Origin of the sequence: Nocardia harenae NBRC 108248, from assembly GCF_001612885.1 — a bacterium.
GTDB lineage: Bacteria > Actinomycetota > Actinomycetes > Mycobacteriales > Mycobacteriaceae > Nocardia > Nocardia harenae.
Window position 1 is genome coordinate 246,141 of record NZ_BDBH01000006.1, and the last position, 25,033, is coordinate 271,173.

Consider the following 25,033-nt stretch of genomic DNA (forward strand, 5'->3'; position numbering starts at 1 on the left):
TCGCTCACCACCCTAGGCCAGGGCAGGTTCGCGCCGGGCAGCGGAGGTACCGCCGCCGCGCGAGCGAAACTCCGGAGAACCGGTACTGTTGTCAAGGTGATTTCGCTGGTGGCTCTCGGCACGATGGGGACTCGGTATGCCGGGACGGGTTCTCGGACGTCGAACGAGCGGATTCGCTAGCAGGTGTCCGGAGTGCGGGAATTGCTGGCGGTCGGCACCTTCGATCCGCTCGTCACGGCCGGCCCGGCGGTGGTGTGGGCGGTCGTGCTCACCTTCGTCTTCCTGGAGTGCGCGGTGCTGCTCGGGCTCTTCCTGCCCGGCGACTCCATGCTGGTCACCGCGGGCATCGTGATGGCGTCGCACGCCTCGGGCGAGGCGCACGTCTGGGCGCTCTCCGGTGGGGCCATGGCCGCCGCCATCGCGGGTAACCAGGTCGGGTACGTGATCGGCCAGCGCACCGGGCACCACATGGTGGCGCGGAAGAACGGCCGCTATATCAACGCCAAGAATTTGCAGCGGGTCGGCGAGTTGCTGCGCAAGCACGGCTTCCTCGCGGTGCTGGTGGCGCGCTGGATCCCCTGGGTGCGCACGCTCTGCCCGATGGTGGCGGGCGCGGCCGGGATGGACCACCGCAAGTACACGATCGCCAGCACCATCGGCGCCATCATCTGGGCCCCGGTGCTGTTGCTGATCGGCTACTACGCGGGCGGCTTCCTGCAGCGGCTGCCCTGGCTCATGCCGGTGGTCATCGTCGGGCTGGTGCTCGCGCTGGTGCTCGGCACGGTCTTCGGGATCAGGCAGTACCGCCAGGAGATGGCGCGGCCGATCGAGGACTACGACCTGGACACCATGCCGATCCAGGTGACCGGGGAGCGCTAGGCCCTAGAGCCCGGCGGCGGCGATCCGGTGGGCCGCCTCCATCAGCATCCAGCCGGAGAGCTGAACCGCCAGGTCGCGCTCCGGGACGGTGGAGGCGGTGACCGAGCCGCCGGTGGTGAAGCGGCCCGCGCCGACGCTGTTGCCGGGCAGTTGCGCGGGCTTGCTCCAGTCGTTGCCGAAGAGCGGCTCGCCCTCGACCTCCAGCCGGTTCGCCCATGCCGCCTCGGCCGAGGCCCTGACCAGCGCGGCGGCGATCCTGCGGTCCTCCTCCTGCACCGGGTCGTCGCCGGGCAGCATGATCGCGACCACCGCGAGGTAGCGCATGAGGATGCCGTTGAAGAGGCCGCCGTCGCCGCCACCGCCGCCGTTGATCACGTCGTTCGTCGACATGCGCGTGCGGACCGCGCCGAGCAGCCGGTGCACCCGGTCCAGGTGGCGCTGGGCGCCGGTGTGCGCGGCGAGCTCGGCATCCAGGCCGAGCACGACGCCCTGGCAGTAGCTGAAGACCGGCCGCTCGAGCTCGCCGGAGGGCAGGTGGATGCCGTCCAGGATGAGCCCGGACTCCGGGTCGCGCAGCGTGGCGTCGAGCCAGTCCGACATCTCCTGGGCGCGGCCCCGGTAGCCGAGCCGGGCGAGCGCGATGGCGGCAGGGCCGTTGGCCGGTGCGTTGAAGAAGTCGGAGCCGATGCGCCAGGGCAGGCCGCCGCCGCGGGCCGGATCCCAGCCGTCGTAGAGCGCCTTCTCCAGCGCGGTGAGGGCGCGGCGGACGGGCAGGTCCTGGGTGCGCTCGGCGCGCTCCAGGGCGATGGCGAGCCAGGCCATGTCGTCGTAGTACTTGTTGGTCCAGCCGGTGAGGTTGCGCAGCCGGTGGCTGCGGGCCAGCGCGGCCACCCGGCGGCGGCGGGCCGGGGTCGGGACCCGGTTGGCGGCGTCCACCGCGCAGTCGATGAGGTGCGCCTGCCACCAGTAGTGCCAGTTGAAGAAGGCGCGCTCGCGCCGGGTGGCGGGCCAGCCGACCACGCCGAGCGCGGTGCGCGGCAGTACCCAGACCGAGCGCAGGTGCCGGGAGAGGATCGCCGACTCGGCCATGTCCGCGCGCTCGGACCACAGCGCGGAGGTCGCCGCGCCGCTCGATTCGGACTGGGGGCGGCCGCTCCGCGAGGTCATACCGTCCATGGTGCCAGGTCGGCGCGGGGATTCGCGGCCCATTCGTGACCGTTCCGGTCGTGTCCCGGCGCGGCGCGCCGGAGCGGCATGCGCGCGGCTCTCGTCACCAGGCGGTGCTCAGGTCGGCGTGCTGGCGGATCCAGGCGTGCATGGCGATGCCTGCCGCGACGCCCGCGTTGATGCTCCTGGTCGAGCCGAACTGGGCGATCGAGACGGTGAGCGCGGCCGCGGCGCGCGCGTGGTCGGTGACGCCGGGGCCCTCCTGGCCGAAGAGCAGCAGGCAGTCGCGCGGGAGGGTGGCGGTCTCCAGCGGGACCGCGCCGGGCACATTGTCCACCGCGACCACCCGCAACCCGGCACGCCGCGCGTACTCCGCGAGCTCGGCGGTGCTCCCGTGGTGCTCCAGGTGCTGGTAGCGGTCGGTCACCATGGCGCCACGCCGATTCCAGCGCCGCCTGCCGACGATGTGCACCGCGGCGGCGGCGAAGGCGTTGGCGGTGCGGACGACGGTGCCGATGTTCGCGTCGTGCCCGAAGTTCTCGATCGCCACGTGGAACGGGTGCCTGCGCGCGTCGATATCGGCGACGATCGCCTCCCGCCGCCAGTACCGGTACGCGTCGACCACATTCCGCCGGTCCCCGGTTTCGAGCAGCTCCGGGTCGAGCCGCGGGTCGTCCGGCGGCGCGCTGCCGTACTCCGCGCGCCACGGCCCGAGCCCGTGCGGATGCTCCCCCCACTCCGTGGGTCCCACCTGCTCGGGCGTCTCGGGGTCGGGCACCCGGACATGCTAGTACGTCGAGGCGGTCGAGCTGCCGGCGAAAAGGGCGATGAGGAAGGCGGCGATGATCACCAGGATGGTGAGGACCAGGATGACGGTGCCGATGATGCCGCAGATGTAGCCGGCCAGGACGGTGCTGCGGCCGCCGACGGCGCCGCCGGAGTTGTCGATCTCCGCGAGCGCCTTGCGGCCCATCACGAGGGCAACCGGGGCGAGGAACTGGCACAGCACGAGGCCGAGCACGCCCACAATGACGATGGCGGTGGCCTGCGGGTGGTCCGGCGGCCGGAAGTAGGGCTGCTGCGGGTACCCGGCCGGGGGGTAGGTCATGCGCAGATAGTACGGCCGCGTGCTCGCGGTGCCCCGGCTACGGGATCGAGGCGTGCGCGGCGGGATCGGCGAGCAGGTACTGCGCCGCGGCGTAGGTGGCCAGGATGGCGCCCTCGGCCAGCCGCCGCGCGCGCTCGCCGCGCAGCAGCAGCCTGCGCAGCACGATGAGCCCGTCCGAGACGGTGAAGAGCAGCGCGCCGAGCCCGAGCCTGCTGCGCGGATCCTCGTCCGGCAGGACGACCCCGGCAACGGTCGGCGAGTTGGGCGCCAGATCGGGATCGGAGGCGAGCACCCCGGCCGCCCCGAGCGCCAGGCCGTACCCGGTGAGCGGCGCCGCCACCGCGGGCGCCTGCGCCCGCAGCAACCCGGCGGCCCCGGCCAGGGCCAGCAGCCGCGGCACCGCGGCGGCCGCGGTCGGCCGGGCCCCGCGCCGCCACCAGAGCGCGGCGTAGCAGCCCTGCATGACCCCGAACGCCGAGGCTCCCGCCACCAGCCTGCGGTCGTCGTCCGGGTCGATGAGCAGCACGTCGCCGACGGTGGCGGCGCCGAGCGCCGCGAGCAGCGTGCGCCGCCCGGCCGGGTCGATCGCCTTCCCCGCCACCGCGACATCCGCGGCGAGCAGCGGCATGAGCAGCGGCTTGCCCAGCCACTGCCAGCGCTCGCGGCCGGTGACGGCGCCTGCGACGGTGAGCGCCGCCGCGGCCAGGAACCCGGCCCGGAACGGCCGCATCAGAAGCTCGGCTCCCTGGGGGCGGGCGGCAGCGTGACCACCTGGCCCGCGTAGCTGAGCCCGGCGCCGAAGCCGAGCAGCAGCGCGGTCTGGCCGCCCTTGGCCTTCCCGGTCACCAGCATCTCCTCGATGGCGAGCGGGATGGAGGCGGCCGAGGTGTTGCCGGTGTTCTCGATGTCGTTCGCCATCGGGATCTCGTCGGCGAGGCCGAGGTTCTTCTTCATCAGCTCGTTGATCCTGGCATTGGCCTGGTGCGGGATGAAGACCTCGAGCTCCTCCTTGGAGACCCCGGAGACCTCCAGCGCCGTGGAGAGGGCGCGCGGCAGCGTCACCGCGGCCCAGCGGAAGACCCGCGGCCCCTCCATCCGGATCACCATGCGCCCCACCGGATCCGCGGCCGGATCGGTGCCCTGCAGTTCCTCCGCGCGGTCCTCGTAGGCGAGGATGTCGTAGTTCTGCGAGATGGCGAGCGCGTTCTCCCCGTCACTGCCCCAGACGGTGGGCGAGATGCCGTTCTCCTCGCTCGGGCCGATCACCACCGCGCCCGCGCCGTCGCCGAAGATGAAGGCGGTGCCGCGATCGTGCGGGTCCATCCCGACCGACATGGTCTCGACCCCGATGAGCAGCACGTACTTCGCCGACCCGGCCCGGATCAGGTCCGCGCCGACGCCGAGGCCGTAGCAGAACCCGCCGCAGCCGCTCTCCAGATCGAAGGCCGCGACCCCGTTGATGCCGAGGTCGTAGGCGATCGAGGGGGCGCCGTGCGGGGTCTTGTACGGCCAGGTGCCGGTGGCCAGGATGACGGTGCCGATCTCGGCGCGGTCGATCCCGCTGCTCACGATGGCCCGCTCGGCGGCGGCGACGGCGATCGTGCGGACCGTCTCCTCGCCGCTGATCCAGCGCCGGTTGCGGATCCCGCTGCGTTCGAAGATCCACTGGTCGGTGGAGTCGAGCACCTCGCAGACCTCGTCGTTGCTCACGAGGCGGGCGGGTCGATACGCACCGATACCGAGCATCGCCACATTCTCTCGGCCCTTGTTGACAGCAATGCTCACCACGGGTGACTCACACAACCCTTCGAAACGCACGATAAACCGCTCATCAGGCTAACCCAGCTCGAGATCGGCCAATCCGAGGATGGACCGGTACCCCAGCCCCTCGGCGGCGATCACCTGGTCGGCGCCGGTCTCCCGATCGACGACGGTGGCGACGCCGACCACCTCGGCGCCTGCCTCGCGCAGCGCGCGCACCGCGGTGAGCGGGGAGTTCCCGGTGGTGGTCGTGTCCTCCACCACGAGCACCCGGCGGCCCGCGACGTCCGGGCCCTCGATCCGGCGCTGCATGCCGTGCTCCTTGGCGGCCTTGCGCACCACGAAGGCGTTGATCGGGCGGCCGGGGGCGTGCAGCACGGCGAGCGCGACCGGGTCGGCGCCCATGGTCAGCCCGCCGACGGCCTCGAAGTCCCAGTCCGCGACCAGCTCGCGCAGCAGGCTGCCGATCAGCGGGGCCGCGCGGTGGTGCAGGGTGGCGCGGCGCAGGTCGACGTAGTAGTCGGCGCGGTTGCCGGAGGACAGGGTCACCGGGCCGTGCACGACGGCCAGCTCGCGCACGAGGCGCGCCAGCTCGTCCCGGTCGGCGGAGCCGGAGCGGTGCTGAGCCGTCTCGATGGCGTGGTCGATCATCTCGTCTCGCGTCCTTTCGCGTGCGTCGGACAAAATCCGGCGCGCCTGTCGCACGAGCGTCCGCCGGTCGCGGTCTCCGGTACGCGCGCGCAGCCATCGACGCACGATCCGGCTGTCGTCGGGATCCGGCTGCGGCCGGACCACGGACCAATACTGCGGTTGCAGGATACGTGCCGGGCGGGCGTACCGGTTACTGCGGGACCGGCCCCTGGTAGGGGCGGAACCCGGGGTGGAACGGGCCGCCGGGGCGGTCGCCCGGCTCGTCGCCGTCCGCGTCCGGCTCGGGGCCGCCCGGCCGCTCCTGGCGGCGCGGCTCGTCCCGCTTGCCAGGCACCACGGCCAGGCTGGGCCTGCGCTGCCCCGGTTCGGCGCCGGGGTCGGCGGCCGGTCGCTCGTCGCCGCGCGGCCGATCGGCGGATTCGGCTGCGGCACCGCGGTTTCCGGCCGGGTCGTCGGCGTCGTCCCCGCGGCGCGGCTTGGCCCGGCCGCCGGGGCGGCCGAAATCGCCGTCGCCGTAGGTGTCGCTCTCCGGCGGAAGCACGTGCAGCAGACCGGAAAGGCGAAGGACGGCGTCGATCGAGGTCTCCCAGTCGCGCGAGCCGGTGCCGATGGAGAGCATGCCGAGGGTCCAGTTGCCCTCGCTCCACAGCATCTGCACGATGTCGGGCAGCGACTCGATGAACGCGACCATCCGCTGATCCACGGCGTGCCTGGCGATCTCGGGGTTGGTCGCGAAGACCACCCGGTCGCCGATCGCGCCGAGCAGCTCCAGGTCGGCGTCCTTCGGCGGGGACGCGGTCTTCAGCCGCATGTCCACGTCGATGTCCGAGCCGATCTGCCTGCGCACCGCGATCAGCGTCGCCGAGTCCTCCAGGTCGAAGAGCACGAACTTCTCGCCCTTGCGGATACCGGAGACCACGTCGACCGCGGAGAGGTAGCCGAGCTTGGCCAGCGCCCCGCGGCGCCAGGTCGAAGGTAGCGCCGGCTCCACCGACACGTAGGTGTATCCCTGGGCCTTCGCCCACACCTGGCGCGCGTGACCGGTCCGCTGCCGTTGCGCCCGGTCGAAATACAGCAGGACGACCGCGCCAACCAGCGCGATCGCCGCCAACCCGAACCACATCTCCGTCATCGCCGCACAGCCTAACCAGCCGATCCCGTGATTGCCCCGCACCCTCGGCTCGTGGCGGCCCGGGTCGCTGTCCGCGCGGTCATCGGCCACCCCCGGAAAGCCCGGTGCTGATGATGATCTCGGCGAGAATATTGCCGTCGGAGCCCTTGTCGCCCTGCACCACGACCATCTCGCCGACCGGCAGGTCGGCCGCCTCGGTGACGCCGAGCGAGATCACCTGGGTGCGGGCGTCGGTGCGGACGGTGACGGTCTTGCCGTCCAGGGTGCTCAGGGTCAGGGTGCCGCCGTCGTTGGCGGTGATCGAGCCCATGGCGCTGCCCAGGTCGTCCAGGCCGGGCAGGCCGGGGATCTGGCTCGGCAGCGCCGGGAAGGACGGGGTGGTCTGGTTGCCCGAGGGCGGCGCGGTCGTGCGCGCGGGCGGGCGGGCGGCGGTGGTCGTGGTGCCGGAGGCGGTGGAATCGTCGTCGCCGCCGGTGAAGTACAGCCCGGCGAAGACGCCGAGCACCGCGATCAGCAGCACGACGGCGAGGCCGAGGCCGATCCACAGCCCGGTATTGCGCTTGGGCGGCGGCGGGCCGCCCCGGTACCCGGGCTGCGGGTAGCCGGGCGGCGGCGGGTTGCCCCAATTCTGCTGCTGCGGCTGGCCGTACGCCTGCGTCGGCGGCGGTTGCTGCTGGTAGGGCTGCTGCGCGGTGCCGCCCTGCCCCTCGTACGGGCCCCACTGGCTGTCGTAGGAGGGGAATTCGCGGGTGGCGTCCGGGGGTGGCGGCGGCGTCCATTCGCCGTACCCGCCCGCCGAGCCACCGAACACGTTCGTCGGCGGTGCGCCCGACGTACCCGGCGCGCCGAGGTGTTGGGTCGGACTGTCGTCCGGCCGCTGCCCCCAGGGGTCCTTCGGGTTCGTCATAGGTACAGGGTACGAACTGCGAGAGGCGCGGTCACCTGTATGGGTGACCGCGCCTCCCGCGTTCTCAGCGACCGACCAACAAACCGTCGCCGTCCGGGCTGACCGAGACCTTGACGGTGTCGCCGTCACCGACCTCACCGGCCAGCAGCTCCTTGGCGAGCGTGTCGCCGATGGCCTGCTGGATCAGCCGCCGCAGCGGGCGCGCGCCGTAGACCGGGTCGTAGCCGCGCACCGCCAGCCAGAAGCGGGCGGAATCGGTGACCTCCAGGGTGAGCCTGCGCTGGGCCAGCCGCTTCTGCAGCTGCTCCAGCTGGATGTCGACGATGTGCTCCAGCTGCTCCTCGTCGAGGGCGTGGAACATGACCACGTCGTCGAGCCGGTTCAGGAACTCCGGCTTGAACGCGGAGCGCACCGCGTTCATGACGAATTCCTTCTCGCCGCCTGCCCCCAGGTTGGAGGTGAGGATGAGGATGGTGTTGCGGAAGTCAACCGTGCGGCCCTGGCCGTCGGTGAGCCTGCCCTCGTCCAGCACCTGCAGCAGGATGTCGAAGACGTCCGGGTGCGCCTTCTCGATCTCGTCGAAGAGCACCACCGTGTACGGCCGCCTGCGCACCGCCTCGGTGAGCTGGCCGCCCTGGTCGTACCCCACGTAGCCGGGCGGCGCGCCGACCAGCCTGGCCACCGCGTGCTTCTCGCTGTACTCGCTCATGTCGATGCGGATCATGGCCCGCTCGTCGTCGAACAGGAAGTCCGCGAGCGCCTTGGCGAGCTCGGTCTTGCCGACGCCGGTGGGGCCGACGAAGAGGAACGAGCCGGTCGGGCGGTCCGGGTCGGCGACGCCTGCCCGCGCCCGGCGCACCGCGTCGGAGACGGCCTGCACCGCGTCCAGCTGGCCGACGACCCGCCTGCCGAGCTCGTCCTCCATCCGGAGCAGCTTCTGGGTCTCGCCCTCCAGCATCTTGCCGACCGGGATGCCGGTCCACGAGGAGACCACCTCGGCGATGTCGTCCGGGCCGACCTCCTCCTTGAGCATGAGCTCGCCGGTGCCCGCCGCCGAGGTCTGCTCGGCCTCGGCCAGCTGCTTCTCCAGCGCCGGGATCCGGCCGTAGCGCAGCTCGGCGGCCTTGCCCAGGTCGCCGTCGCGCTCGGCCCGCTCGGACTCGCCGCGCAGCGACTCCAGCTCCTCCTTCAGGGTGCGCACCTTGTCGATGGCGTTCTTCTCGTTCTGCCACCGGGTGGTGAGCTGGTTCAGCTTCTCCCGGTCGTCGGCGAGCTCCGAGCGCAGCTTCTCCAGCCGCTGCTTGGAGGCCTCGTCGGTCTCCTTGCCGAGCGCGACCTCCTCGATCTCCAGCCGCCGCACCGCGCGCTCCACCACATCGATCTCCACCGGGCGGGAGTCGATCTCCATGCGCAGCCGCGACGCCGACTCGTCGACCAGGTCGATCGCCTTGTCCGGCAGGAACCGCGAGGTGATGTAGCGGTCGCTCAGCGTCGCCGCCGCCACCAGGGCGGAGTCGGTGATCCGGACGCCGTGGTGCACCTCGTACCGCTCCTTGATGCCGCGCAGGATGCCGACGGTGTCCTCCACCGACGGCTCGCCGACCAGCACCTGCTGGAAGCGCCGCTCCAGCGCCGCGTCCTTCTCGATGTGCTTGCGGTACTCCTCCAGCGTGGTCGCGCCGACCAGCCGCAGCTCGCCGCGGGCCAGCATGGGCTTGATCATGTTGCCCGCGTCCATGGCGGACTCGCCGGTGGCGCCCGCGCCGACGATGGTGTGCAGCTCGTCGATGAAGGTGATGATCTGGCCCGCGCTGTTCTTGATGTCCTCCAGCACGGCCTTGAGCCGCTCCTCGAACTCGCCGCGGTACTTCGCGCCGGCGACCATGGCGCCGAGGTCGAGCGAGACCACCGACTTGCCGCGCAGCGACTCCGGGACGTCCCCGGCGATGATCCGCTGGGCCAGCCCCTCGACGATGGCGGTCTTGCCGACGCCGGGCTCGCCGATCAGCACCGGGTTGTTCTTGGTGCGACGGCTCAGCACCTGCACCACGCGCCGGATCTCGGTGTCGCGGCCGATCACCGGGTCGAGCTTGCCGGAGCGGGCGGCCGCGGTGAGATCGGTGGAGTACTTCTCCAGGGCCTGGTAGGTGCCCTCCGGGTCCGGGCTGGTGACGCGGGCACTGCCCCGCACCGCGGTGAAGGCCTCGCGCAGCGCCTCCGGCGTGGCGCCGCGGCCGGTGAGCAGCGTGCTCACGTCGGAACCGCCGGAGGCCAGCCCGACCAGCACGTGCTCGGTGGAGACGTACTCGTCGCCGAGCTCGGTGGCGAGCCGCTGCGCCGCGGTGATGGCGGCGAGCGCCTCCCGCCCGAGCTGCGGCGCGGTGGTGGCGCCGGTGGCGCGCGGCAGCCGCTCGACGATCTGCTGCGCCTCGCGCCGCACCCCGGCCGGGTCCACCCCGACCGCCTGCAGCAGCGGGGCGGCGATCCCGTCGGTCTGGTCGAGCAACGCCACCAGCAGATGCGCCGGACGGATCTCCGGGTTGCCCGCGGCGGATGCCGACTGCAGTGCCGCGGTCAGCGCCGCCTGGGTCTTGGTGGTGGGATTGAACGAGTCCACGGTCACCTTCCTGGCTGTAGTTCTGAGGTTGCTTCGTTCAACGTGCAAAAGGTTGAGTCTGTTCCGCTCAACTCTAGATTTTTCCGCGGCTCCGCGCATCCCCCGGTGGCCGCATCCGCCTGCCGCCGCCCGCCCGGCACACCGATGACCGGTTTTCGGGGATACTCATTGTCGAGACAGTTCGAAGAAAGGACCCCCGACGTCGTGGATGCGCGTTCTGCTGCGCTGGTCCGCGCCAACTTCCGGGCAGTGCTCGACGCACCGCACGGTGCCGAGCGGTTGATCAGCGCGTTCTACGGTCACCTGTTCGCGGAGAACACCGCCCTGCGGGAGCTCTTCCCGCCGACGATGGAGATGCAGGCGAAGCGGGTCACCACCGCCGTGCAGTTCGTGCTGGACAACCTGGAGCACTGGGATCGGGCCCAGGGCTTCCTGGAGCAGCTGGCGAGGGACCACCGGAAGTACGGCGTCGAGGCCGCGCACTACGACCTGGCGGGCCGCGCGCTGCTCGCCGCGCTGCGCACCTACCACGGCCGGGAGTGGACCGTCGGGCTGGAGGAGGGCTGGACCGACGTGGCCATCCTGATCTCCGCCTCGATGGCGATCGGGGCGAACTCGGACAAGTCCCAGCCGTACTGGGAGGCGACCGTGGTCGGGCATCGGCGGGTGCTGGAGGACCTCGCCATCGTGCGGCTGCAGTCGGACAGCCCGATCCCGTACCTTGCCGGGCAGTACGTCCCGGTGATGCTGCCGCAGCGGCCCAAGATGTGGCGCTACCTCTCCCCGGCCATCCCGTCCAACCCGTACGGCGAGATCGAGTTCCACGTGCGCAAGGTGCAGAGCGGCTGGGTCAGCACGGCGGTGGTGAACGAGACCGCGGTCGGCGACCGCTGGCAGATCGCCGGCCCGCTCGGCAACCTGCACATCGATCGGGAGAGCGGCCGCGACGTGCTGCTGATCGGCGCGGGCACCGGGATCGCGCCGCTGCGCGCGCAGCTCATCGAGATGAGCCGCAGCGGGGTGAACCCGCGGGTGCACTTCTTCATCGGCGGCCGCTACCCGTGCGACCTCTACGACGTGGAGAACATGTGGCAGCTCTCGCAGAGCAACCCGTGGCTCACCGTCGTCCCGGTCTGCGAGCAGAAGACCAATCCGTGGTGGTATCCGCACGCGCCGAGCGAGGAGCCGTACGGCATGCACCGGCGGCTGATCGGTAATCTCGGGGCCGTCGTGGCGAGTTTCGGCGCGTGGGCCGACCGGCAGATCCAGATCGCCGGGTCGGCCCGGATGATCGCCGACACCCGCCGCGCGCTGATGGCCGTCGGCACCCCGGAGTCGATCATCCAGAGCGATCCCGTCGGATAACGGAAGAGAGACATGGACATCGACCCGAGCCCGCTGGACGGCCCCGACCCGCGCGCGGTGGGCGACGGCGAATGGTCGGCGACCGTGGTCGGGCACCACCGGCTCCGGCACGACGTCGCGGTGATCCGGCTGATCGGCGAGTTCGTCCCCTTCCGGGCCGGGCAGTCGGTGCAGGTGCGGGTCCCGCAGCAGCCGACGGTGAGCAGGCGGTACTCGCCCGCGCTCCCGCCCTCGCTCGACGGCAAGCTGGAATTCCACGTGCGCACGGTGCCGGGCGGCTGGCTGAGCGGCTCGATCGTGGCCGACACCCAGCCCGGCGACGAGTGGCGGATCAGCGCACCGATGGGAAGCTTCACCGTCGACCCGGCAGGCGACGAGGTGGTGATGATCGCGGGCGGCACCGGGCTGGCGCCGATGCGCTCGCAGCTGCTCGAGCTGGCCAGGGCCGAGCAGCCGCCGCGCACCTACCTCTTCGCCGGCGGGCGCTCGCCGCGTGACCTCTACGCCGACGACATGCTCTTCCTGCTCGCCACCGAGCTGCCCTGGCTCACCGTGATCCCGGTGGTGGAGCGGCCGGACGACCCGAACTGGCGGGACGAGTGGTTCGAGCGCTCCCGGGTGGACATCGGCTTCCCGGCGGAGGAGCGGCTGCACGGCACGCTGGCCGACGTGATCGGCACGCACGGCGCCTTCGACCGGCACCAGGTGCTGGTCTGCGGCTCGCCCGGGATGACGCGGGCCACCGTGGAGAAGCTCATCGATATCGGCACGCCGGTGGAGCGCATCCAGTACGAGGGGCTGTAGCCGCTCAGAAGAGCGGGTCGTGCCGGATGTGGTCGGCCGGGGTGCCCGCGGCCATCAGCCGGAACTTGCTGGTCTGCACCATCGAGGGCGGGCCTGCGATCTGCACGTCCCGGTCGGTCCACGGGGTGTAGGCCGCCACCACCTTGCCCACCTGGCCGGTGAGCCGCGGCTCCAGCCCCGGCAGGTCGCGCTCCGGGTCGGTCGGCCCCTCGTACCACCAGGGGTTCTCGTCGCTCTCGACGACCGGGGTGACGGTGAGCCACTTGTTCGCCACCGCGAGCTGGCTCAGCGTCTCCAGGTCGTAGAGGTCGCACGGGTGGTGCCCGCCCGTGAAGAGGTGCACCTTGGGGTTGGTCCGGCGCTGCGCCATGGCCATGAGCTGGGCGCGCAGCGGGGCAAGGCCGGTGCCGCAGGCCACCATGAGCATGGCGCGCTTGGTGTTGCGCGGCAGCCCGAGCCCGCCGAGCGGGGAGCCGAGCAGCCACTGGTCGCCGACGGCGGTATTGGTCACGATGGCCGGGCTGACCCAGCCGCCGGAGACCCCGCGCACGTGGAACTCGACCTCGCCGCTCGCATTCGGCGGCACCGCGGGCGAGAGGTAGCGCCACATCCGTGGCCGGGAGGGGATCTGCACGCTCAGGTACTGCCCGGCCGCGTACTGCATCGGCTGGTCCAGCTGCACCCGGACAACGGCGAGGTTGCGCAGCACCTCGCGGCGCTCCACCACCACCCCGCGCCAGGCCGACGGCGTCGTCTCCTTGGCCGCCGCGCCGATCATGGTGTTCGCGATGGCCTCCAGCCCCGCGTCCCACGCCTGCTCGACCTCGTCGGTCCACAGCTCGGTGCCGGTGTACTGCCGCAGCGCCTTCTTCATGGACCAGCCCACGGCGATGTAGTGCTCCGGCCGGACCCCGTACTTGCGATGGTCCCGGCCGAGCTGGGCCAGGAACGGCTGCAGCTTCTCCGGCTCGTCCAGCTTGTCGAGGGCATAGGTGATGGCCTGGACGAGGCGGTCGCGCTGGGCATCCATGGCGGCCGGGAAGAAATCGCGGATCTGCGGATAATCGGTGAACAAGATCGCGTAGAAAGTCCGCGCGAGCGCCTCTCGGCCCCCCTCTTCCGCGGCCACCGCCTTGAACGTCGTCCTGACCAGCGCGACGGTCCGCGAATCCATTTGTGTCACAACCCCATTTCGCAACTCGAACTCTACCGGGGAACACTTGTCGGCAGCCGATGGAAACGAGTCTAGGGGGAAGTTTGCCAGCGTGGGAGCGATGCGCTGGAATATCACGCGCATATTTCATAAAATACTGAGTGGCCTGTTCAAAAAGCGCAATAAACCGACCGGAAGTTTGTGTTGGCAGGGAAATTCGGTCGGACTTCAGTCTAATAGGGCCGAAAAGCCAAGAGCCCTCGACGGGCTCCGCTCCGGGAGCGGGTGCGCCGTCGAGGGCTGTTGATTTGCTGGCGAATTCCGGAATTCGCCGTGCTACCGCGCGTGTCTATTGCGCGGCTGCCAGACCACCAGTGCGGTACTGCGTTGCTGGGGCGCCAGATCCGGCCGGTAGCCCGCCCGCAGGCGTTCCACCTCCGCCGCGAGCTCGGCGAGCTGTTCGCGCAATTCCTCCACCTGGTTGGTCAATTCGATGATCCGTTTGATACCGGCGAGGTTGACGCCCTCGTCCTGGGAGAGCCGCTGCACCTCGCGCAGCAGCTCGACGTCCCTGGCCGAGTAGCGCCTGCCGCCGCCGGAGGTCCGCTGCGGCGTGACCAGGCCGAGCCGGTCGTACGTGCGCAGGGTCTGCGCATGCATACCGGCCAGCTGGGCCGCGACCGAGATCATGAAGAACTCGGCCCGCGCCGCGTTGGACACCTTCTTCGGATCCTCGGACATCACGCACCTGCCCATCCTGCACGGGGATCGAAGCCGCTGGTCTTCTCCGCCTCCTGGTACCGCTGCAGCGCCTGGACGGCATTGTCGTCCAGCTTCGGCGGCACCGCGACCTTCACGGTGACGAGCAGGTCACCCGCGCCGCCGCTGCGCTTGGGCACACCGCGCCCGCGCACCCGCAGGATCCGGCCGTCGGCGGTGCCCGGCGGCACCTTCACCCCGACCCGGCCGTCCAGCGTCGGCACCGAGACCGTGGTGCCGAGCACCAGCTCCGCGTAGCTCACCGGCAGCACCAGGGTCAGGTCGTCGCCATTGCGGCCGAAGACCTTGTCCTGGCTGACGTGCACGGTGACGAACAGGTCGCCCGATGGCGCGCCGCGCAGCCCGGCCTCGCCCTGCCCGGCCAGCCGGATGCGCTGCCCGTCACCGACGCCGGGCGGAATCCGCACGGTGATGGTGCGGGTCCGGTTCTGCACGCCGGTGCCGCGGCAGTCGACGCAGGGATCGTCGATCAGCGAGCCGGTGCCACGGCACTCGTCGCAGGGTTCGCTGAACCCGAACGCGCCCTGGTTCCGGCTGACCACGCCCGCGCCGTTGCAGTTCGGGCAGGTACGCGGGCTCGTCCCCGGCTTGGCACCGCTGCCGTGGCAGGTGGTGCACGGCGCCGGGCTGGTCATCCGCAGCGGGACCGTGACGCCCTGGGCCGCCTCGCGGAAGCCGAGGGTGGTCTCGGTCTCGACGTCGGCGCCGCGGCGCGGCCTGCTCGCCGCGCCGCGCGGGCCGCCGCCGCGGTTGAAGAGCCCGCCGAGCAGGTCGCCGAGGCCGCCGTCGCCCGCACCGGCCGCGCCGGTGCCGAAGATGTCGCCGATGTCGAAGTTCTGGGAGAACCCGCCACCGGCGCCCGGCTGGAAGCCGCCCCCGCGGCCGAAACCGCCGCCCGCGAACAGCTTCCGTGTCTCGTCGTACTCCCGGCGCTTGGCCGGATCGGAGAGCACGGCGTGCGCTTCGCTGACCGCCTTGAACCGCTCCTCGGCCCGGTTGTCGCCGGGCCTGGCGTCGGGATGATTATCCCTGGCCAGCTTGCGGTAGGCCTTCTTGATCTCGTCCTGCGAGGCGTCGGCGGAGACACCCAGCTCCTTGTAGAAGTCCTTTTCGATCCACTCCCGCTGGCTCACCGAGCATCTCCTCCTCTCGCGTCTCTATCGTCCGGTCGTCTCGGCATCAGTTGCTTCCGATGCCGTTGCGTCCTCGCCGGTCGCGGATTCCGCTGAATCACCGGTCTGCTCACCCGATTCTGCCGTCTCTCCCGGCACCGCGTCGGTGACTCCGACGAGCGCGTGCCGCAGCACCCGCTCCCCGAAGCGGTAGCCCTTGCGCATGACGAGGCCGAGCACCGGGTCGGCGCCGTCGCCCTCGTGCTGCACGGCCTCGTGCAGGGTGGGGTCGAAGGGCTCGCCCGCCGCGCCGAACTCCTCGAGCCCCTGCTTGCGCAGGGCCTCGGCGAGCTTGTCGGCGACCGACTTCAGCGGGCCGGACTCCAGGTCGCCGTGCGCGCGCGCCCGGTCCAGGTCGTCCAGCACGCCGAGCAGCTCGGTGACGACGGCGGCCTTGGCCGAATCGGTCGCGGCCTTGCGGTCGCGCTCGACCCGGCGCCGGTAGTTGGCGTACTCGGCGGTGAGCCGCTGCAGGTCGGCGGTCAGCTCGGCCTCCTTGCCCGCGGCGGGGGCCGCCGCCGCGGGTTCGGCGCCGTTGCCGTTCGTCTCGCCGCCGTTCTCGGTGCCCGGCTCGGGAGCCTTGTCGGGCTCCCGCACCTCACCGGACTCCGGATCGATCTTGCGCTTGTCGACGAAGGTGACCGGCTCCTGCTGCTCCGAGCTCACTTCTTCTCCGTGTCGACCGGCTCGTCCACGACCTCGGCGTCGACCACCTGGTCGTCGGCCTGACCCTGCTGGGGCTGGCCGTCAGCGGCCGCGCCCTCGGCGGCCGCGGACTCGTAGATCGCCTGGCCCAGCGCCTGCGACTCGGTGGCGAGCTTCTCCACCGCGGCCTTGACGGCGGCGATGTCGGCGCCCTTCAGCGCCTCGTTCGCCTCGGCGATGGCCGCCTCGACCTTGGACTTGACGTCCGCGGGCACCTTGTCCTCGTTGTCCGCGATGAACTTCTGGGTCTGGTGCACCAGCGACTCGGCCTGGTTGCGGGTCTCCGCCTCCTCGCGCCGCTGCTTGTCCTCGGCGGCGTGCGCCTCGGCGTCCTTCACCATCCGGTCGATCTCCTCCTTGGACAGGCCGGAGCCGTCCTGGATCTTGATCGTGTTCTCCTTGCCGGTGCCCTTGTCCTTCGCGGTGACGTGCACGATGCCGTTGGCATCGATGTCGAAGGTCACCTCGATCTGCGGCACGCCGCGCGGGGCCGGGGGAATACCGGTCAGCTCGAAGGAGCCGAGCAGCTTGTTGTGCGAGGCGATCTCGCGCTCGCCCTGGAACACCTGGATCTGCACCGACGGCTGGTTGTCGTCGGCGGTGGTGAAGGTCTCCGAGCGCTTGGTCGGGATGGTGGTGTTGCGCTCGATGAGCTTGGTCATCACGCCGCCCTTGGTCTCGATGCCGAGCGAGAGCGGGGTGACATCGAGCAGCAGGACGTCCTTGACCTCGCCCTTGAGCACGCCCGCCTGCAGCGCGGCGCCGACGGCGACGACCTCGTCCGGGTTCACGCCCTTGTTGGGCTCCTTGCCGCCGGTGAGCTCGCGGACCAGATCGGTGACCGCGGGCATCCGGGTGGAGCCGCCGACCAGCACCACGTGGTCGATATCGGCGACCTTGACCCCGGCGTCCTTCACGACCTGCTGGAACGGCGCGCGGGTGCGATCGAGCAGATCGCTGGTGATCCGCTGGAACTCGGCGCGGCTCAGCTGCTCGTCCAGGAAGAGCGGGTTCTTGTCCGCGTCGACCGTGATGTACGGCAGGTTGATCGAGGTGCTCTGCGAGGAGCTGAGCTCGATCTTCGCCTTCTCCGCGGCCTCGCGCAGCCGCTGCATGGCCATCTTGTCCTTGGTCAGGTCGATGCCCGCGCTGCTCTTGAACTTCTCGACCAGCCAATCCACGACGCGCTGATCCCAGTCGTCACCACCGAGGTGGTTGTCGCCGGAGGTGGCGCGCACCTCGACGACGCCCTCGCCGATCTCCAGCAGCGAGACGTCGAAGGTGCCGCCGCCGAGGTCGAAGACCAGGATGGTCTGCTCGGTCTCGCCCTTGTCCAGGCCGTAGGCGAGCGCGGCCGCGGTGGGCTCGTTGACGATGCGCAGCACGTTCAGCCCGGCGATCTGGCCGGCTTCCTTGGTGGCCTGGCGCTGGGCGTCCTCGAAGTACGCGGGGACGGTGATGACCGCGTCCGCGATCTCCTCGCCCAGGTAGGCCTCGGCGTCGCGCTTCAGCTTCATCAGCGTGCGCGCGCTGATCTCCTGCGGGGTGTACTTCTTGCCGTCGATCTCGACGTTCCAGTCGGTCCCGATGTGGCGCTTGACGGAACGGATGGTGCGGTCGACGTTGGTGACGGCCTGGTTCTTGGCGGGCTGGCCCACCAGCACCTCACCGTTCTTCGCGAACGCGACGATCGACGGGGTGGTCCGCGATCCCTCCGAGTTCGCGACGACGACCGGCTCGCCGCCTTCGAGAACGGCGACGACCGAGTTCGTGGTCCCGAGGTCGATTCCGACCGCACGAGCCATGGTTGGTTCCTCCTTGTTGACGTGCCAAGCTGAGTAACGCTGAGCGTGGTCGGCTCAATCCTGCACCCATCTCCGACGGGCGTCAACCGAAACTTGAGCTTGCCGCACTCAACTCTGTCGAAAGGGCTCAACCGGGGGCGCGCGCGATCTATTCCCGGACCGCGGCGGCGAGCTGGTCGTCCAGGGTGACCCGGACCAGGGCGGCGGCCAGTTCGGCCCGCGTGCCGCGCGGGGCGAGTTTCCCCAGTTCCTTTTCGTCCTCGGGCAGGCCGATGGCTGCGGCGCCCTGTCTCGCGCGCTCGTCGAAGTAGGGGCCGATCCACGGCCAGATGTCCTGTGCCTCGCGCAGGAAGATGGCGGCGCCGGTCGGGCCGATGCCTTTGAACTCCTGGATCAGCTCGGCCGCGCGCTCGCGGTCGCCGTCCGCCCGCTCGGCGAGTTCGCGCAGGTCGCCGTGGTAGCGGTCGAGCACGGCGTGCGCGTTCTCGCCGAGCCTGCTGGCGGTGCTCTCGTCGTAGCGGCGGTAGTGGCCGCGGCCGAGCGCGTCGACCAGCTCCTGCCACCCGGCGTCGGCCACCTTTCGCGGCGTGCCGAAGCCGCTGCGCACCAGTTCGCGCCCTGCGCCGATGGCGAGGTCGGCGGAGATCGGCGCGCTCAGCAGGTCGGTCAGCATCAGCAGGCGGAACAGCGGCGCGGGTTTGTTGTCGAGCGTGATCCCGGCCTCTGCGGCGAAGGTGCCGTCCGTCTTCGTCAGCAGCGTCTGCACGACGTCTTGTCGGCTCATGGTCGCCCTCCTCTCGGGTCACCGGGGGCGTACCCGGTCGCGGACCGATCAATTTCGGCGGGCCGCGGCGTCGGCACTGCCGAGACGACGAGGAGGATCGGATGGAGCGCGCCGAGATCATGGGGTGGACCGAGGAGGTGCGGCTCGCGGTGGCCGGGCTGCTGGCGACGCTGGAGCCCGCCGAGTGGCAGGTGCCGTCGCTGTGCCCGGCGTGGACCATGCACGAGCTGGCGGCGCACCTGACGCTCTCCACCAGGGACACGCTGCGCGGCGCGCTGCGAGCCGCCGTGCGGGCCCGCTTCGACTTCGACCGGATGACCGAGGCGCAGGCGAAGGAGCGGGCGGCGCTCTTCACCCCCGCCGAGCTCGTCGCGCAGCTGCGGGCGGACGCCGCCTCCGCACGCCGCGCCCCCGGCGCGGGGCCGCTCGACCCGCTGGCCGACTTCCTGGTGCACAGCCAGGACATCGCCCGCCCGCTCGGCCGCGCGCACGCGGTGCCGCTCGCGCCCACCCTCGCCGCGCTCGACCACGTGCGGAGCAGCGTGTTCTGGGGCGCCCGCAAGCGGCTGCGCGGCATCCGGCTGATCGCCACCGATTGCGACTGGGCCGGCGGCGACGGGCCGGACGAGCTCCGCGGCACCGCCTGTGACCTCTTGCTGGTCGCCAGCGGGCGGCCGGCCGGGCTGGTCGCGATGACCGGGTCGGGGGTGCAGCGGGTGGCGGCGGCGCTGTAGCACCGCCGCGGTCCGCAATCCGTGCGCCGGGCGGGGCCGCGTGCAAAGCTGGTGATCATGAACGGTTTCCGGGCGGGGGTGCGCCGATGACCTCGGACGCCGGACTCGATCCCGCCGCCGTCGAGATCGGCACCTTCCTGCCGCGATCGCCGGAGGTGGTCTGGCGGGCGCTCACCGAACCGGCGCTGCTGGAGCGCTGGCTCATGCCGTCGGTGGGGTTCGCGGCGACGCCGGGCACGCACTTCCTGTTCACCCTTCCGGCCAGTTCGCCCGGGGAGATCGCCTGCGAGGTGCTCACCGCCCGCGCCCCCGAGCAGCTCACCCTGGCCTGGGTCGACGTGCGGGCGCCCGAGCCCGCGCGCTGGCCGCTCGACCTCACCGTGCGGCCGCAGGGCCGCGGGTCGCGGCTGCTGCTCACGCAGACCGGTTTCGACATCGCCGACCGGCGGCAGAAGATGGCCCGCAATGCCATGGAGCGCGGCTGGCGCTCCGGGCTGAGCAGGCTGGCAGCGCTCCTGGACGACCTCGGCTAGAGCTGGCTGAGCGCGCCCTCGGCGCTGCGGGCGGCGGTCAGGCAGGCGGTGCTGGTGGCCTGGTCGGCGAGCGGGTGCTTGGCCCGGGAGCGCCACTTGCGGACGGCGTCGAGCGCGGCGGCGCGCAGCGCGCTCGGCGCGGCGTCGGGCGGCAGCCCGAGCCGCAGGTGCGGTGCGATGCCCGCGCCGCCGACCAGCCGGTGCAGCTCGGCGAGATCGGCGGCGGGGAGCGGGAGTTCGTCGGTGCGCAGCCGGCCGAGCAGGCGGAGCTCGGCGAAGCCGTGCACGTCGGCGAGCAGGGTGCGGACCCGGGGCAGCAGCCGGTCGGCCTCGGTGCCCGGGTAGCCGCGCAGCACCCGGTCCAGCGCGGTCAGCGCCGAGTGCGCCTTGAGCTGGTCGGCGCGCTGGCCGAACTGGGTGTCGAGCACGCCGCGCAGCTCGTCCACGCCGCTGCGCGCGGTGAGCTCGGCGGCGAGCGCGGCGGAGTCCCTGATCCCGAGCCGGATCAGCGTCACCGCCATCCGGATGCCGAAGAGCCCGAACCGCTCCGCGATCTGGAAGCGCAGCTCCGGCGGGACCGGAAGCGGAATGTCGGGGCGGGCGAATCGGTCGGCGGAGAGCAGCGCGGCGCCCAGCTCCGCGGCAGGCACCGCGGCCAGCGCCTCGAAGGCGGCGTACTCCTGCTGGCGCAGTGTGGCGGCGGCGAAGGCGAGCAGCCCCGCCACCGGGATCACGGCCTGGCACAGCCCGGTTCGCTCCAGCTCGCCGGCGAAGCGGGCGGCGACATCGCGCGCCGAGTGCAGCGCGTCCAGCGCGCCCGCGCCGATCTCGTCCGCCCTGGAGACCACGCCGATCACGCCGAGCGGGCCGGAACCGCCCGCGGTGCCCGCGCCGACCCGCTCCAGGAAGCGCACGTCGGCATCGTCCAGCCTGCGCAGCAGGTAGACCACGGCATCGGCGCCGGGCAGCGCGACGGCCGCGTCGTCCTCCGGGGTGAGCAGCCGCGCGGTGCGCCGGGAGACCTCGCGGGAGAGCGAGGAGGTGCCGGGGGTATCGATGATCGTGGTGGCGGCCAGCGGCGCGGCGGGCCACTCCACCTCGAGGTGATCGATCTCCCGCGGATGGCCGCTCTGCCAGCGCAGGCCGTCCAGGTCGAAAGTGAGGCCGTGCGCGCCGCCCGCCCGGCGCACCACCACGTTGGCGCGGTCGCCGTCCGGCGCGAGCGCGGTGACGCTCGGCGTCGGGCCATTGCGGTACCAGGTGACCACCCGGGTGCACTCGGTGGCGTCGGTGGGCGCGATGTCCTGCCCGACAAGCGCGTTCAGCAGCGTCGACTTGCCCGCCTTGATCGAGCCGGCGAGCGCGACCCGCAGCGGCTGCTCCAGCCGGCCCGCGCAGTCGCCGAGCAGCGCACGCGGCCGCGCGTCCCTGGCGAAGGCGCGGCGCGCGGTCTCGATCAGCGCCTGCGCCTCGGGCACGAGCCCGGCGGCGCCACGGGTGGTTCCGGAGGTCATCCGGTTACCGTACCGGCGGATTGCCCGGCAATTGCCGTGGTGTCGGCGGGTGCCATGGCGGTGGCGTGGCGGCGCAGTTCGGCGACCACCCGCAGCTGCCGCTCCAGCTCCGCGCAGCGCTCGGCGCGGCGGGTGGACTCCACGCCCGCGGCGTCCTGGGTGGCGCGCAGCGAGTCCTCCAGCGAGCGCAGCGCGCGCTCGGCGACGCCCGTGTAGTGGTCGCGCAGCGCGCGGTGGATGCGGTGCAGCCGGTCCTTGGATTCCTTGCCCGCCTGGAAGGCGACATCGTCGACGAAGCGGCGCACCGCCGTCTTCGCCTCGCTGCGGCGGCGCGCCAGCCTGGCCTGCTTGTCGTCCCGGAAGGCCTTGCCGCCGACCAGCACACCGGCGCCGAGCGAGATCGGGTTCAGCATCGCCAGCCCGGCGAAGGTGCTCGCCAGCCCCACCATCAGCACGCCGCCGTAGGAGCCGCGCATGCCGACCAGCAGCTTGCTGCCGAAGCCGATGTCGGACTCCAGGTCGGCCAGGGTGCCGGAACCCACTCGGCTGTCGCCGGATTCGAGCGCGCCGCGCACGTCGGGCAGCTCGACCGCGCCCAGCTCGGCGAAGTGCTCGGCCACCCGCTCGGCCAGCCGGGCCGCGCGCTCGTGGGTGAAGAGCAGGTTGTCGCCGAGCGCGCTGTCCACGCTCAGCCCCAGCCACTCCGCGATCCGCTCCCAGTGCCTGCCCGGGTCGTGGTCGTCGATCCACTCCTCGCCCTCGCGGGCGATCGCGCGCAGCCGTTCGCGCAGGTCGTGATCGGTGTCGCCGGCCAGGTCGGTGATGCCGTCGCCGAGCGTCTGCTGCCAGGCCGCGGTGCGGCGGTGCAGCTCCTCGGCGGCGGCCTTGGCGGTGCGCAGCTCCTGTAACGCGGCGGCGCCCTTGTCCGGGTCGCGCAGGGCGACGAGTTCGCTGCCGAGCGCGAGCGCGAGATGTTCGGCGGCGGCGGCGATATCGCGGGCCACCCCGGCGCGCACGGCGGCCTGATCGCGGGCCACCACCTCGTCGCGCAGGAACTGGTAGAGCTCGCCGAAGCCGGACTCCAGGCCGAGCTGGCGATCCTGAGTGCGCATGGCGTGCTCGCGGAGCAGGGCGGAGACCGCGATGATCGGGAGGTCGAGCTGCGCCCTGTCCAGATGGCCGGCGTCGGCCTCGTGCACCCGGCGCCAGTGCGGGTACAGGTCGGTCTTGGTGAGCAGCAGCGCGACCGTGGGGCACAGCTCGCGCACCTGGCGCAGGAAGGTGAGTTCGGGCTCGGTGAGCTCGGTGGAGGCGTCGGAGAGGACGAGTACCGCGTCCGCGGTCGGCACCATGCCGAGCACCGTCGCCGCGCCGGGGCCGGAGCCGCCGACGCCGGGGGTGTCGACCAGCACGATGCCATCGGCGAGCAGCGGGTTCGGGGCGTGCTGCTCCAGCCGCAGCACCCGGCGGCCCTCGGCCAGCGGGGTGCGCGCGTCGATGCCTGCGACGGCGTCCGGCGGGATCGGGACCCGCAGCTCCGGCGACCCGGCCTCGGTGCCCGCCAGCACCAGCGCGACGCTCTGCTCCTGACCGTGCGCGAGCAGCATCGGCAGATTAGTGCCGCCGCCGTCGCCGACCGGGCAGAGCTCGACGTTCAGCAGGGCGTTCACGAATCGGCTCTTGCCCTGGCCGAGCTGGCCCGCGATCACGATCCGGCGGCGCGGGTCGCGTACCCGCTCGGCGGCCGCCTGCAACCGGTCCACCAGGTCGGCGCGGCCCGCGGCGCGAGCCGCCGCGATGGTCTCGGTGAGTACCGGGAGCAGCGGGAGGGCGGGGGCGTTCGGCGTCGGTGCGGTCATCGGCTCGCCTTTCGTCGCGCGGAAAGGCTGCCCGTCCCTCGCCGTGGGACGGGCAGCCTGTGGATCATGGCCTCGATCAGTTGAACAGGCCGTCATCCGTGTCCGTGGCGAGGTGCGCGTCGCTGCCGCTCTGCGAGCTGCCGAACAGCGAGCTCTCGCCGGTCACCGAGCTCGACCCCGTCGCGCCGCCGGTGCCGCCGCCGGAGAACGAGGTGTCGCCGAAGGCGCTGGAGACGTCGACCGAGTGCCAGGCGCTGTTCGCCGACGAGGCGGCGCCGGAGAGCGAGCCGCCCAGTTCGGCGCCGGAGTTCGCGGCGCCGCCGATGGCGCCCGAGGCGCTGCCCGCTGCGGTTCCGCCGATGGCGCCGGTTGCTGTGCCGCCGAGGTCGGTTTCCAGGCCCGAGGTGAGCTGGCCGCCCAGGTCGGCGGTTCCATCGACGGTGCTGCCGAGGGTGGACTCGAGGCCGGTGGTCAGCTGGCCGCCGAGACCCGCCGTGCCGTCCACCGCACCGCCCAGGCCGGACTCCAAGCCGCCCGCGAGCTGGCCGCCCAGGCCGGCCGTGCCGTCCACGGCGCCACCCAGGCCGGACTCCAGCCCTGCGGCGAGCTGGCCGCCGAGACCCGCGGTCCCGTCCACCGCACCGCCCAGGCCGGATTCCAGACCCGCGGCGAGCTGGCCGCCGAGGCCCGCGGTTCCATCCACCGCGCCGCCGACACCCGCGGCCACCTGGCCGCCCAGGCCGGCTGCACCGTCGACGGCACCGCCGAGGCCGGTCTCCAGGTCGCCGGTCAGCTGGCCGCCGAGGCCCGCTGCGCCGTCCACCGCACCGCCGAGGCCGGTCTCGAGGTCGCCGCCGAGGCCGGCGGCTCCGTCGAGCGCGCCGTCGAGGCCGGTGACGACGCCGCCGGTGACGTCGGAGAGTCCGGTTTCGAGACCGGCCGCGGTCTCGCCGCCCGCGGCGAGGACGCCGCCGACGGTGCTGGCGAGGCCGGTCTCCAGGCCCGCGCCCGCCTGCGCGCCCGCGTTCAGGGCGCCGTCCAGGCCGGCGCTCAGGTCGCCGCCGAAGCCGGTGGCGGAGTTCAGGGCGCCGTCCAGCGTCCCGCCGAGGTTCGTCGTCGCATCGACAGCGCCGCCGAGACCCGCGCCGAGATCGGCGGCCGCGTCGGCCACGCCGCCCACCCCCGCGCCGAGACCGGCGGCCGCGTCGACCGTCCCGTCGAGGGCCCCGCCGACTCCCGCGCCCAGACCGGCAGCGGCATCGACCGTACCGCCGAGGCCGGCTTCGAGGTCGGCGGCTGAGTCCAGAGCGCCGTCGAGAGCACCGCCGACACCCGCACCGAGACCGGTCGTCGCCTCCACCGCGCCGTCGAGGGCGCCATCGACACCCGCGCCCAGACCGGCGCCGACACCCGCGGCCGCGTAGACCGTCCCGTCGAGGGCCCCGCCGACTCCCGCGCCGACACCGGCAGCCCCGTCGACCGCGCCGTTCAGCGCGCCACCGAGACCCGCGCCGACACCGGCAGCAGCATCCACGACCCCGTCGAGGGCACCACCCAGACCGGCCGCGGCATCGACAGCACCATCAACGGTGCCACCCACCCC

23 protein-coding genes are annotated in these 25,033 nt (G+C 72.3%); 5 read left to right on the forward strand and 18 right to left on the reverse strand.

Annotated features, from left to right (window positions below; genetic code table 11):
* The first annotated feature begins 192 nt into the window (after nt 1-192).
* A complete protein-coding gene (locus NH2_RS15515) occupies nt 193-879 on the forward strand; it encodes a DedA family protein (protein WP_169811494.1) in 687 nt (228 codons plus the stop codon).
* Nucleotides 880-882: 3 nt separating this feature from the next.
* Here NH2_RS15515 and NH2_RS15520 read toward each other — a convergent pair whose 3' ends face one another.
* The 9 genes from NH2_RS15520 to clpB all read right to left on the reverse strand — a co-directional run bounded on the left by NH2_RS15520 (nt 883) and on the right by clpB (nt 10,222).
* A complete protein-coding gene (locus NH2_RS15520) occupies nt 883-1,968 on the reverse strand; it encodes a glycoside hydrolase family 76 protein (RefSeq protein ID WP_084505580.1) in 1,086 nt (361 codons plus the stop codon).
* Between the two features lie 181 nt (nt 1,969-2,149).
* Nucleotides 2,150-2,824, reverse strand: coding sequence for a TrmH family RNA methyltransferase (locus NH2_RS15525; RefSeq protein WP_067654097.1), 675 nt, complete (start codon nt 2,822-2,824; stop codon nt 2,150-2,152).
* 9 nt (nt 2,825-2,833) lie between these two features.
* A complete protein-coding gene (locus tag NH2_RS15530) occupies nt 2,834-3,154 on the reverse strand; it encodes a DUF4190 domain-containing protein (RefSeq protein WP_067654098.1) in 321 nt (106 codons plus the stop codon).
* A gap of 37 nt (nt 3,155-3,191) precedes the next feature.
* On the reverse strand, nt 3,192-3,884 hold the full coding sequence (locus NH2_RS15535) for a lysoplasmalogenase (RefSeq protein ID WP_067654100.1): 693 nt from the start codon (nt 3,882-3,884) through the stop codon (nt 3,192-3,194).
* Entirely contained in the window at nt 3,884-4,942 is a 1,059-nt protein-coding gene (locus NH2_RS15540) for a beta-ketoacyl-ACP synthase III (RefSeq protein ID WP_067654102.1), read from the reverse strand. The genes NH2_RS15535 and NH2_RS15540 overlap by 1 nt, the downstream gene beginning before the upstream one ends.
* Before the next feature lie 48 nt (nt 4,943-4,990).
* Nucleotides 4,991-5,566 carry an orotate phosphoribosyltransferase gene (gene pyrE / locus NH2_RS15545; protein WP_067654104.1) on the reverse strand — a complete coding sequence of 192 codons (576 nt, stop codon included), beginning with the start codon at nt 5,564-5,566 and terminating at the stop codon, nt 4,991-4,993.
* 190 nt (nt 5,567-5,756) lie between these two features.
* A complete protein-coding gene (locus tag NH2_RS15550) occupies nt 5,757-6,689 on the reverse strand; it encodes a TtfA family protein (RefSeq protein ID WP_084505581.1) in 933 nt (310 codons plus the stop codon).
* Nucleotides 6,690-6,777: 88 nt separating this feature from the next.
* A complete protein-coding gene (locus NH2_RS15555) occupies nt 6,778-7,605 on the reverse strand; it encodes a DUF5666 domain-containing protein (RefSeq protein WP_067654106.1) in 828 nt (275 codons plus the stop codon).
* 64 nt (nt 7,606-7,669) lie between these two features.
* Nucleotides 7,670-10,222, reverse strand: a complete 2,553-nt coding sequence (clpB, locus tag NH2_RS15560) for an ATP-dependent chaperone ClpB (RefSeq protein WP_067654201.1) — start codon at nt 10,220-10,222, stop codon at nt 7,670-7,672.
* Nucleotides 10,223-10,426: 204 nt separating this feature from the next.
* On the opposite strand from clpB, the gene NH2_RS15565 reads away from it, so the two are divergent.
* Nucleotides 10,427-11,587 (forward strand): FAD-binding oxidoreductase, encoded by a 1,161-nt coding sequence (locus tag NH2_RS15565; protein ID WP_067654108.1) that lies wholly within the window; start codon nt 10,427-10,429, stop codon nt 11,585-11,587.
* A gap of 12 nt (nt 11,588-11,599) precedes the next feature.
* Entirely contained in the window at nt 11,600-12,391 is a 792-nt protein-coding gene (locus NH2_RS15570) for an FAD-binding oxidoreductase (RefSeq protein WP_067654110.1), read from the forward strand.
* Nucleotides 12,392-12,395: 4 nt separating this feature from the next.
* On the opposite strand, the gene NH2_RS15575 is transcribed toward NH2_RS15570, so the two are convergent.
* The 6 genes from NH2_RS15575 to NH2_RS15600 all read right to left on the reverse strand — a co-directional run bounded on the left by NH2_RS15575 (nt 12,396) and on the right by NH2_RS15600 (nt 18,790).
* Nucleotides 12,396-13,565: a globin domain-containing protein gene (locus NH2_RS15575; protein WP_067654112.1), complete on the reverse strand. Its 1,170-nt coding sequence runs from the start codon at nt 13,563-13,565 to the stop codon at nt 12,396-12,398.
* 315 nt (nt 13,566-13,880) lie between these two features.
* Entirely contained in the window at nt 13,881-14,285 is a 405-nt protein-coding gene (locus tag NH2_RS15580) for a heat shock protein transcriptional repressor HspR (RefSeq protein ID WP_067654114.1), read from the reverse strand.
* Nucleotides 14,285-15,457 carry a molecular chaperone DnaJ gene (gene dnaJ, locus NH2_RS15585; protein ID WP_067654116.1) on the reverse strand — a complete coding sequence of 391 codons (1,173 nt, stop codon included), beginning with the start codon at nt 15,455-15,457 and terminating at the stop codon, nt 14,285-14,287. The genes NH2_RS15580 and dnaJ overlap by 1 nt, the downstream gene beginning before the upstream one ends.
* A gap of 24 nt (nt 15,458-15,481) precedes the next feature.
* Nucleotides 15,482-16,162 carry a nucleotide exchange factor GrpE gene (gene grpE, locus NH2_RS15590; RefSeq protein WP_067654117.1) on the reverse strand — a complete coding sequence of 227 codons (681 nt, stop codon included), beginning with the start codon at nt 16,160-16,162 and terminating at the stop codon, nt 15,482-15,484.
* Nucleotides 16,159-18,006, reverse strand: a complete 1,848-nt coding sequence (gene dnaK / locus NH2_RS15595) for a molecular chaperone DnaK (protein WP_067654119.1) — start codon at nt 18,004-18,006, stop codon at nt 16,159-16,161. The genes grpE and dnaK overlap by 4 nt, the downstream gene beginning before the upstream one ends.
* Nucleotides 18,007-18,154: 148 nt before the next feature.
* The gene (locus tag NH2_RS15600) at nt 18,155-18,790 is read right to left on the reverse strand and encodes an HhH-GDP family DNA glycosylase (protein ID WP_067654121.1); all 636 of its coding nucleotides are present in this window, start codon (nt 18,788-18,790) and stop codon (nt 18,155-18,157) included.
* A 101-nt stretch (nt 18,791-18,891) separates the two neighbouring features.
* Between NH2_RS15600 and NH2_RS15605 the strand changes: the two genes are divergently transcribed.
* Both NH2_RS15605 and NH2_RS15610 read left to right on the forward strand, forming a co-directional pair.
* Complete coding sequence (locus NH2_RS15605; protein WP_067654123.1) at nt 18,892-19,524, forward strand: maleylpyruvate isomerase family mycothiol-dependent enzyme; 633 nt, start codon at nt 18,892-18,894, stop codon at nt 19,522-19,524.
* An 86-nt stretch (nt 19,525-19,610) separates the two neighbouring features.
* Nucleotides 19,611-20,057, forward strand: a complete 447-nt coding sequence (locus NH2_RS15610; RefSeq protein ID WP_067654125.1) for an SRPBCC family protein — start codon at nt 19,611-19,613, stop codon at nt 20,055-20,057.
* Here NH2_RS15610 and NH2_RS15615 read toward each other — a convergent pair.
* The 3 genes from NH2_RS15615 to NH2_RS15625 all read right to left on the reverse strand — a co-directional run bounded on the left by NH2_RS15615 (nt 20,054) and on the right by NH2_RS15625 (nt 24,964).
* Nucleotides 20,054-21,571, reverse strand: coding sequence for a dynamin family protein (locus tag NH2_RS15615; protein WP_067654127.1), 1,518 nt, complete (start codon nt 21,569-21,571; stop codon nt 20,054-20,056). The genes NH2_RS15610 and NH2_RS15615 overlap by 4 nt on opposite strands.
* Nucleotides 21,568-23,430, reverse strand: coding sequence for a dynamin family protein (locus NH2_RS15620; protein WP_067654129.1), 1,863 nt, complete (start codon nt 23,428-23,430; stop codon nt 21,568-21,570). The genes NH2_RS15615 and NH2_RS15620 overlap by 4 nt, the downstream gene beginning before the upstream one ends.
* Before the next feature lie 76 nt (nt 23,431-23,506).
* Nucleotides 23,507-24,964: a hypothetical protein gene (locus tag NH2_RS15625; RefSeq protein WP_067654131.1), complete on the reverse strand. Its 1,458-nt coding sequence runs from the start codon at nt 24,962-24,964 to the stop codon at nt 23,507-23,509.
* Nucleotides 24,965-25,033 lie beyond the last annotated feature (69 nt).

Coding starts and splice junctions, on each gene's coding strand:
- NH2_RS15570 (WP_067654110.1), top strand. CDS start 11,600: ATGGACATCGACCCGAGCCCGCTGGACGGCCCCGACCCGCGCGCGGTG.
- NH2_RS15535 (WP_067654100.1), bottom strand. CDS start 3,884: ATGCGGCCGTTCCGGGCCGGGTTCCTGGCCGCGGCGGCGCTCACCGTC.
- pyrE (WP_067654104.1), bottom strand. CDS start 5,566: ATGATCGACCACGCCATCGAGACGGCTCAGCACCGCTCCGGCTCCGCC.
- NH2_RS15600 (WP_067654121.1), bottom strand. CDS start 18,790: ATGAGCCGACAAGACGTCGTGCAGACGCTGCTGACGAAGACGGACGGC.
- NH2_RS15615 (WP_067654127.1), bottom strand. CDS start 21,571: ATGACCTCCGGAACCACCCGTGGCGCCGCCGGGCTCGTGCCCGAGGCG.
- NH2_RS15605 (WP_067654123.1), top strand. CDS start 18,892: ATGGAGCGCGCCGAGATCATGGGGTGGACCGAGGAGGTGCGGCTCGCG.
- NH2_RS15555 (WP_067654106.1), bottom strand. CDS start 7,605: ATGACGAACCCGAAGGACCCCTGGGGGCAGCGGCCGGACGACAGTCCG.
- NH2_RS15580 (WP_067654114.1), bottom strand. CDS start 14,285: ATGTCCGAGGATCCGAAGAAGGTGTCCAACGCGGCGCGGGCCGAGTTC.
- NH2_RS15530 (WP_067654098.1), bottom strand. CDS start 3,154: ATGACCTACCCCCCGGCCGGGTACCCGCAGCAGCCCTACTTCCGGCCG.
- NH2_RS15520 (WP_084505580.1), bottom strand. CDS start 1,968: ATGGCCGAGTCGGCGATCCTCTCCCGGCACCTGCGCTCGGTCTGGGTA.
- NH2_RS15610 (WP_067654125.1), top strand. CDS start 19,611: ATGACCTCGGACGCCGGACTCGATCCCGCCGCCGTCGAGATCGGCACC.
- dnaK (WP_067654119.1), bottom strand. CDS start 18,006: ATGGCTCGTGCGGTCGGAATCGACCTCGGGACCACGAACTCGGTCGTC.
- NH2_RS15620 (WP_067654129.1), bottom strand. CDS start 23,430: ATGACCGCACCGACGCCGAACGCCCCCGCCCTCCCGCTGCTCCCGGTA.
- NH2_RS15575 (WP_067654112.1), bottom strand. CDS start 13,565: ATGGATTCGCGGACCGTCGCGCTGGTCAGGACGACGTTCAAGGCGGTG.
- NH2_RS15550 (WP_084505581.1), bottom strand. CDS start 6,689: ATGTGGTTCGGGTTGGCGGCGATCGCGCTGGTTGGCGCGGTCGTCCTG.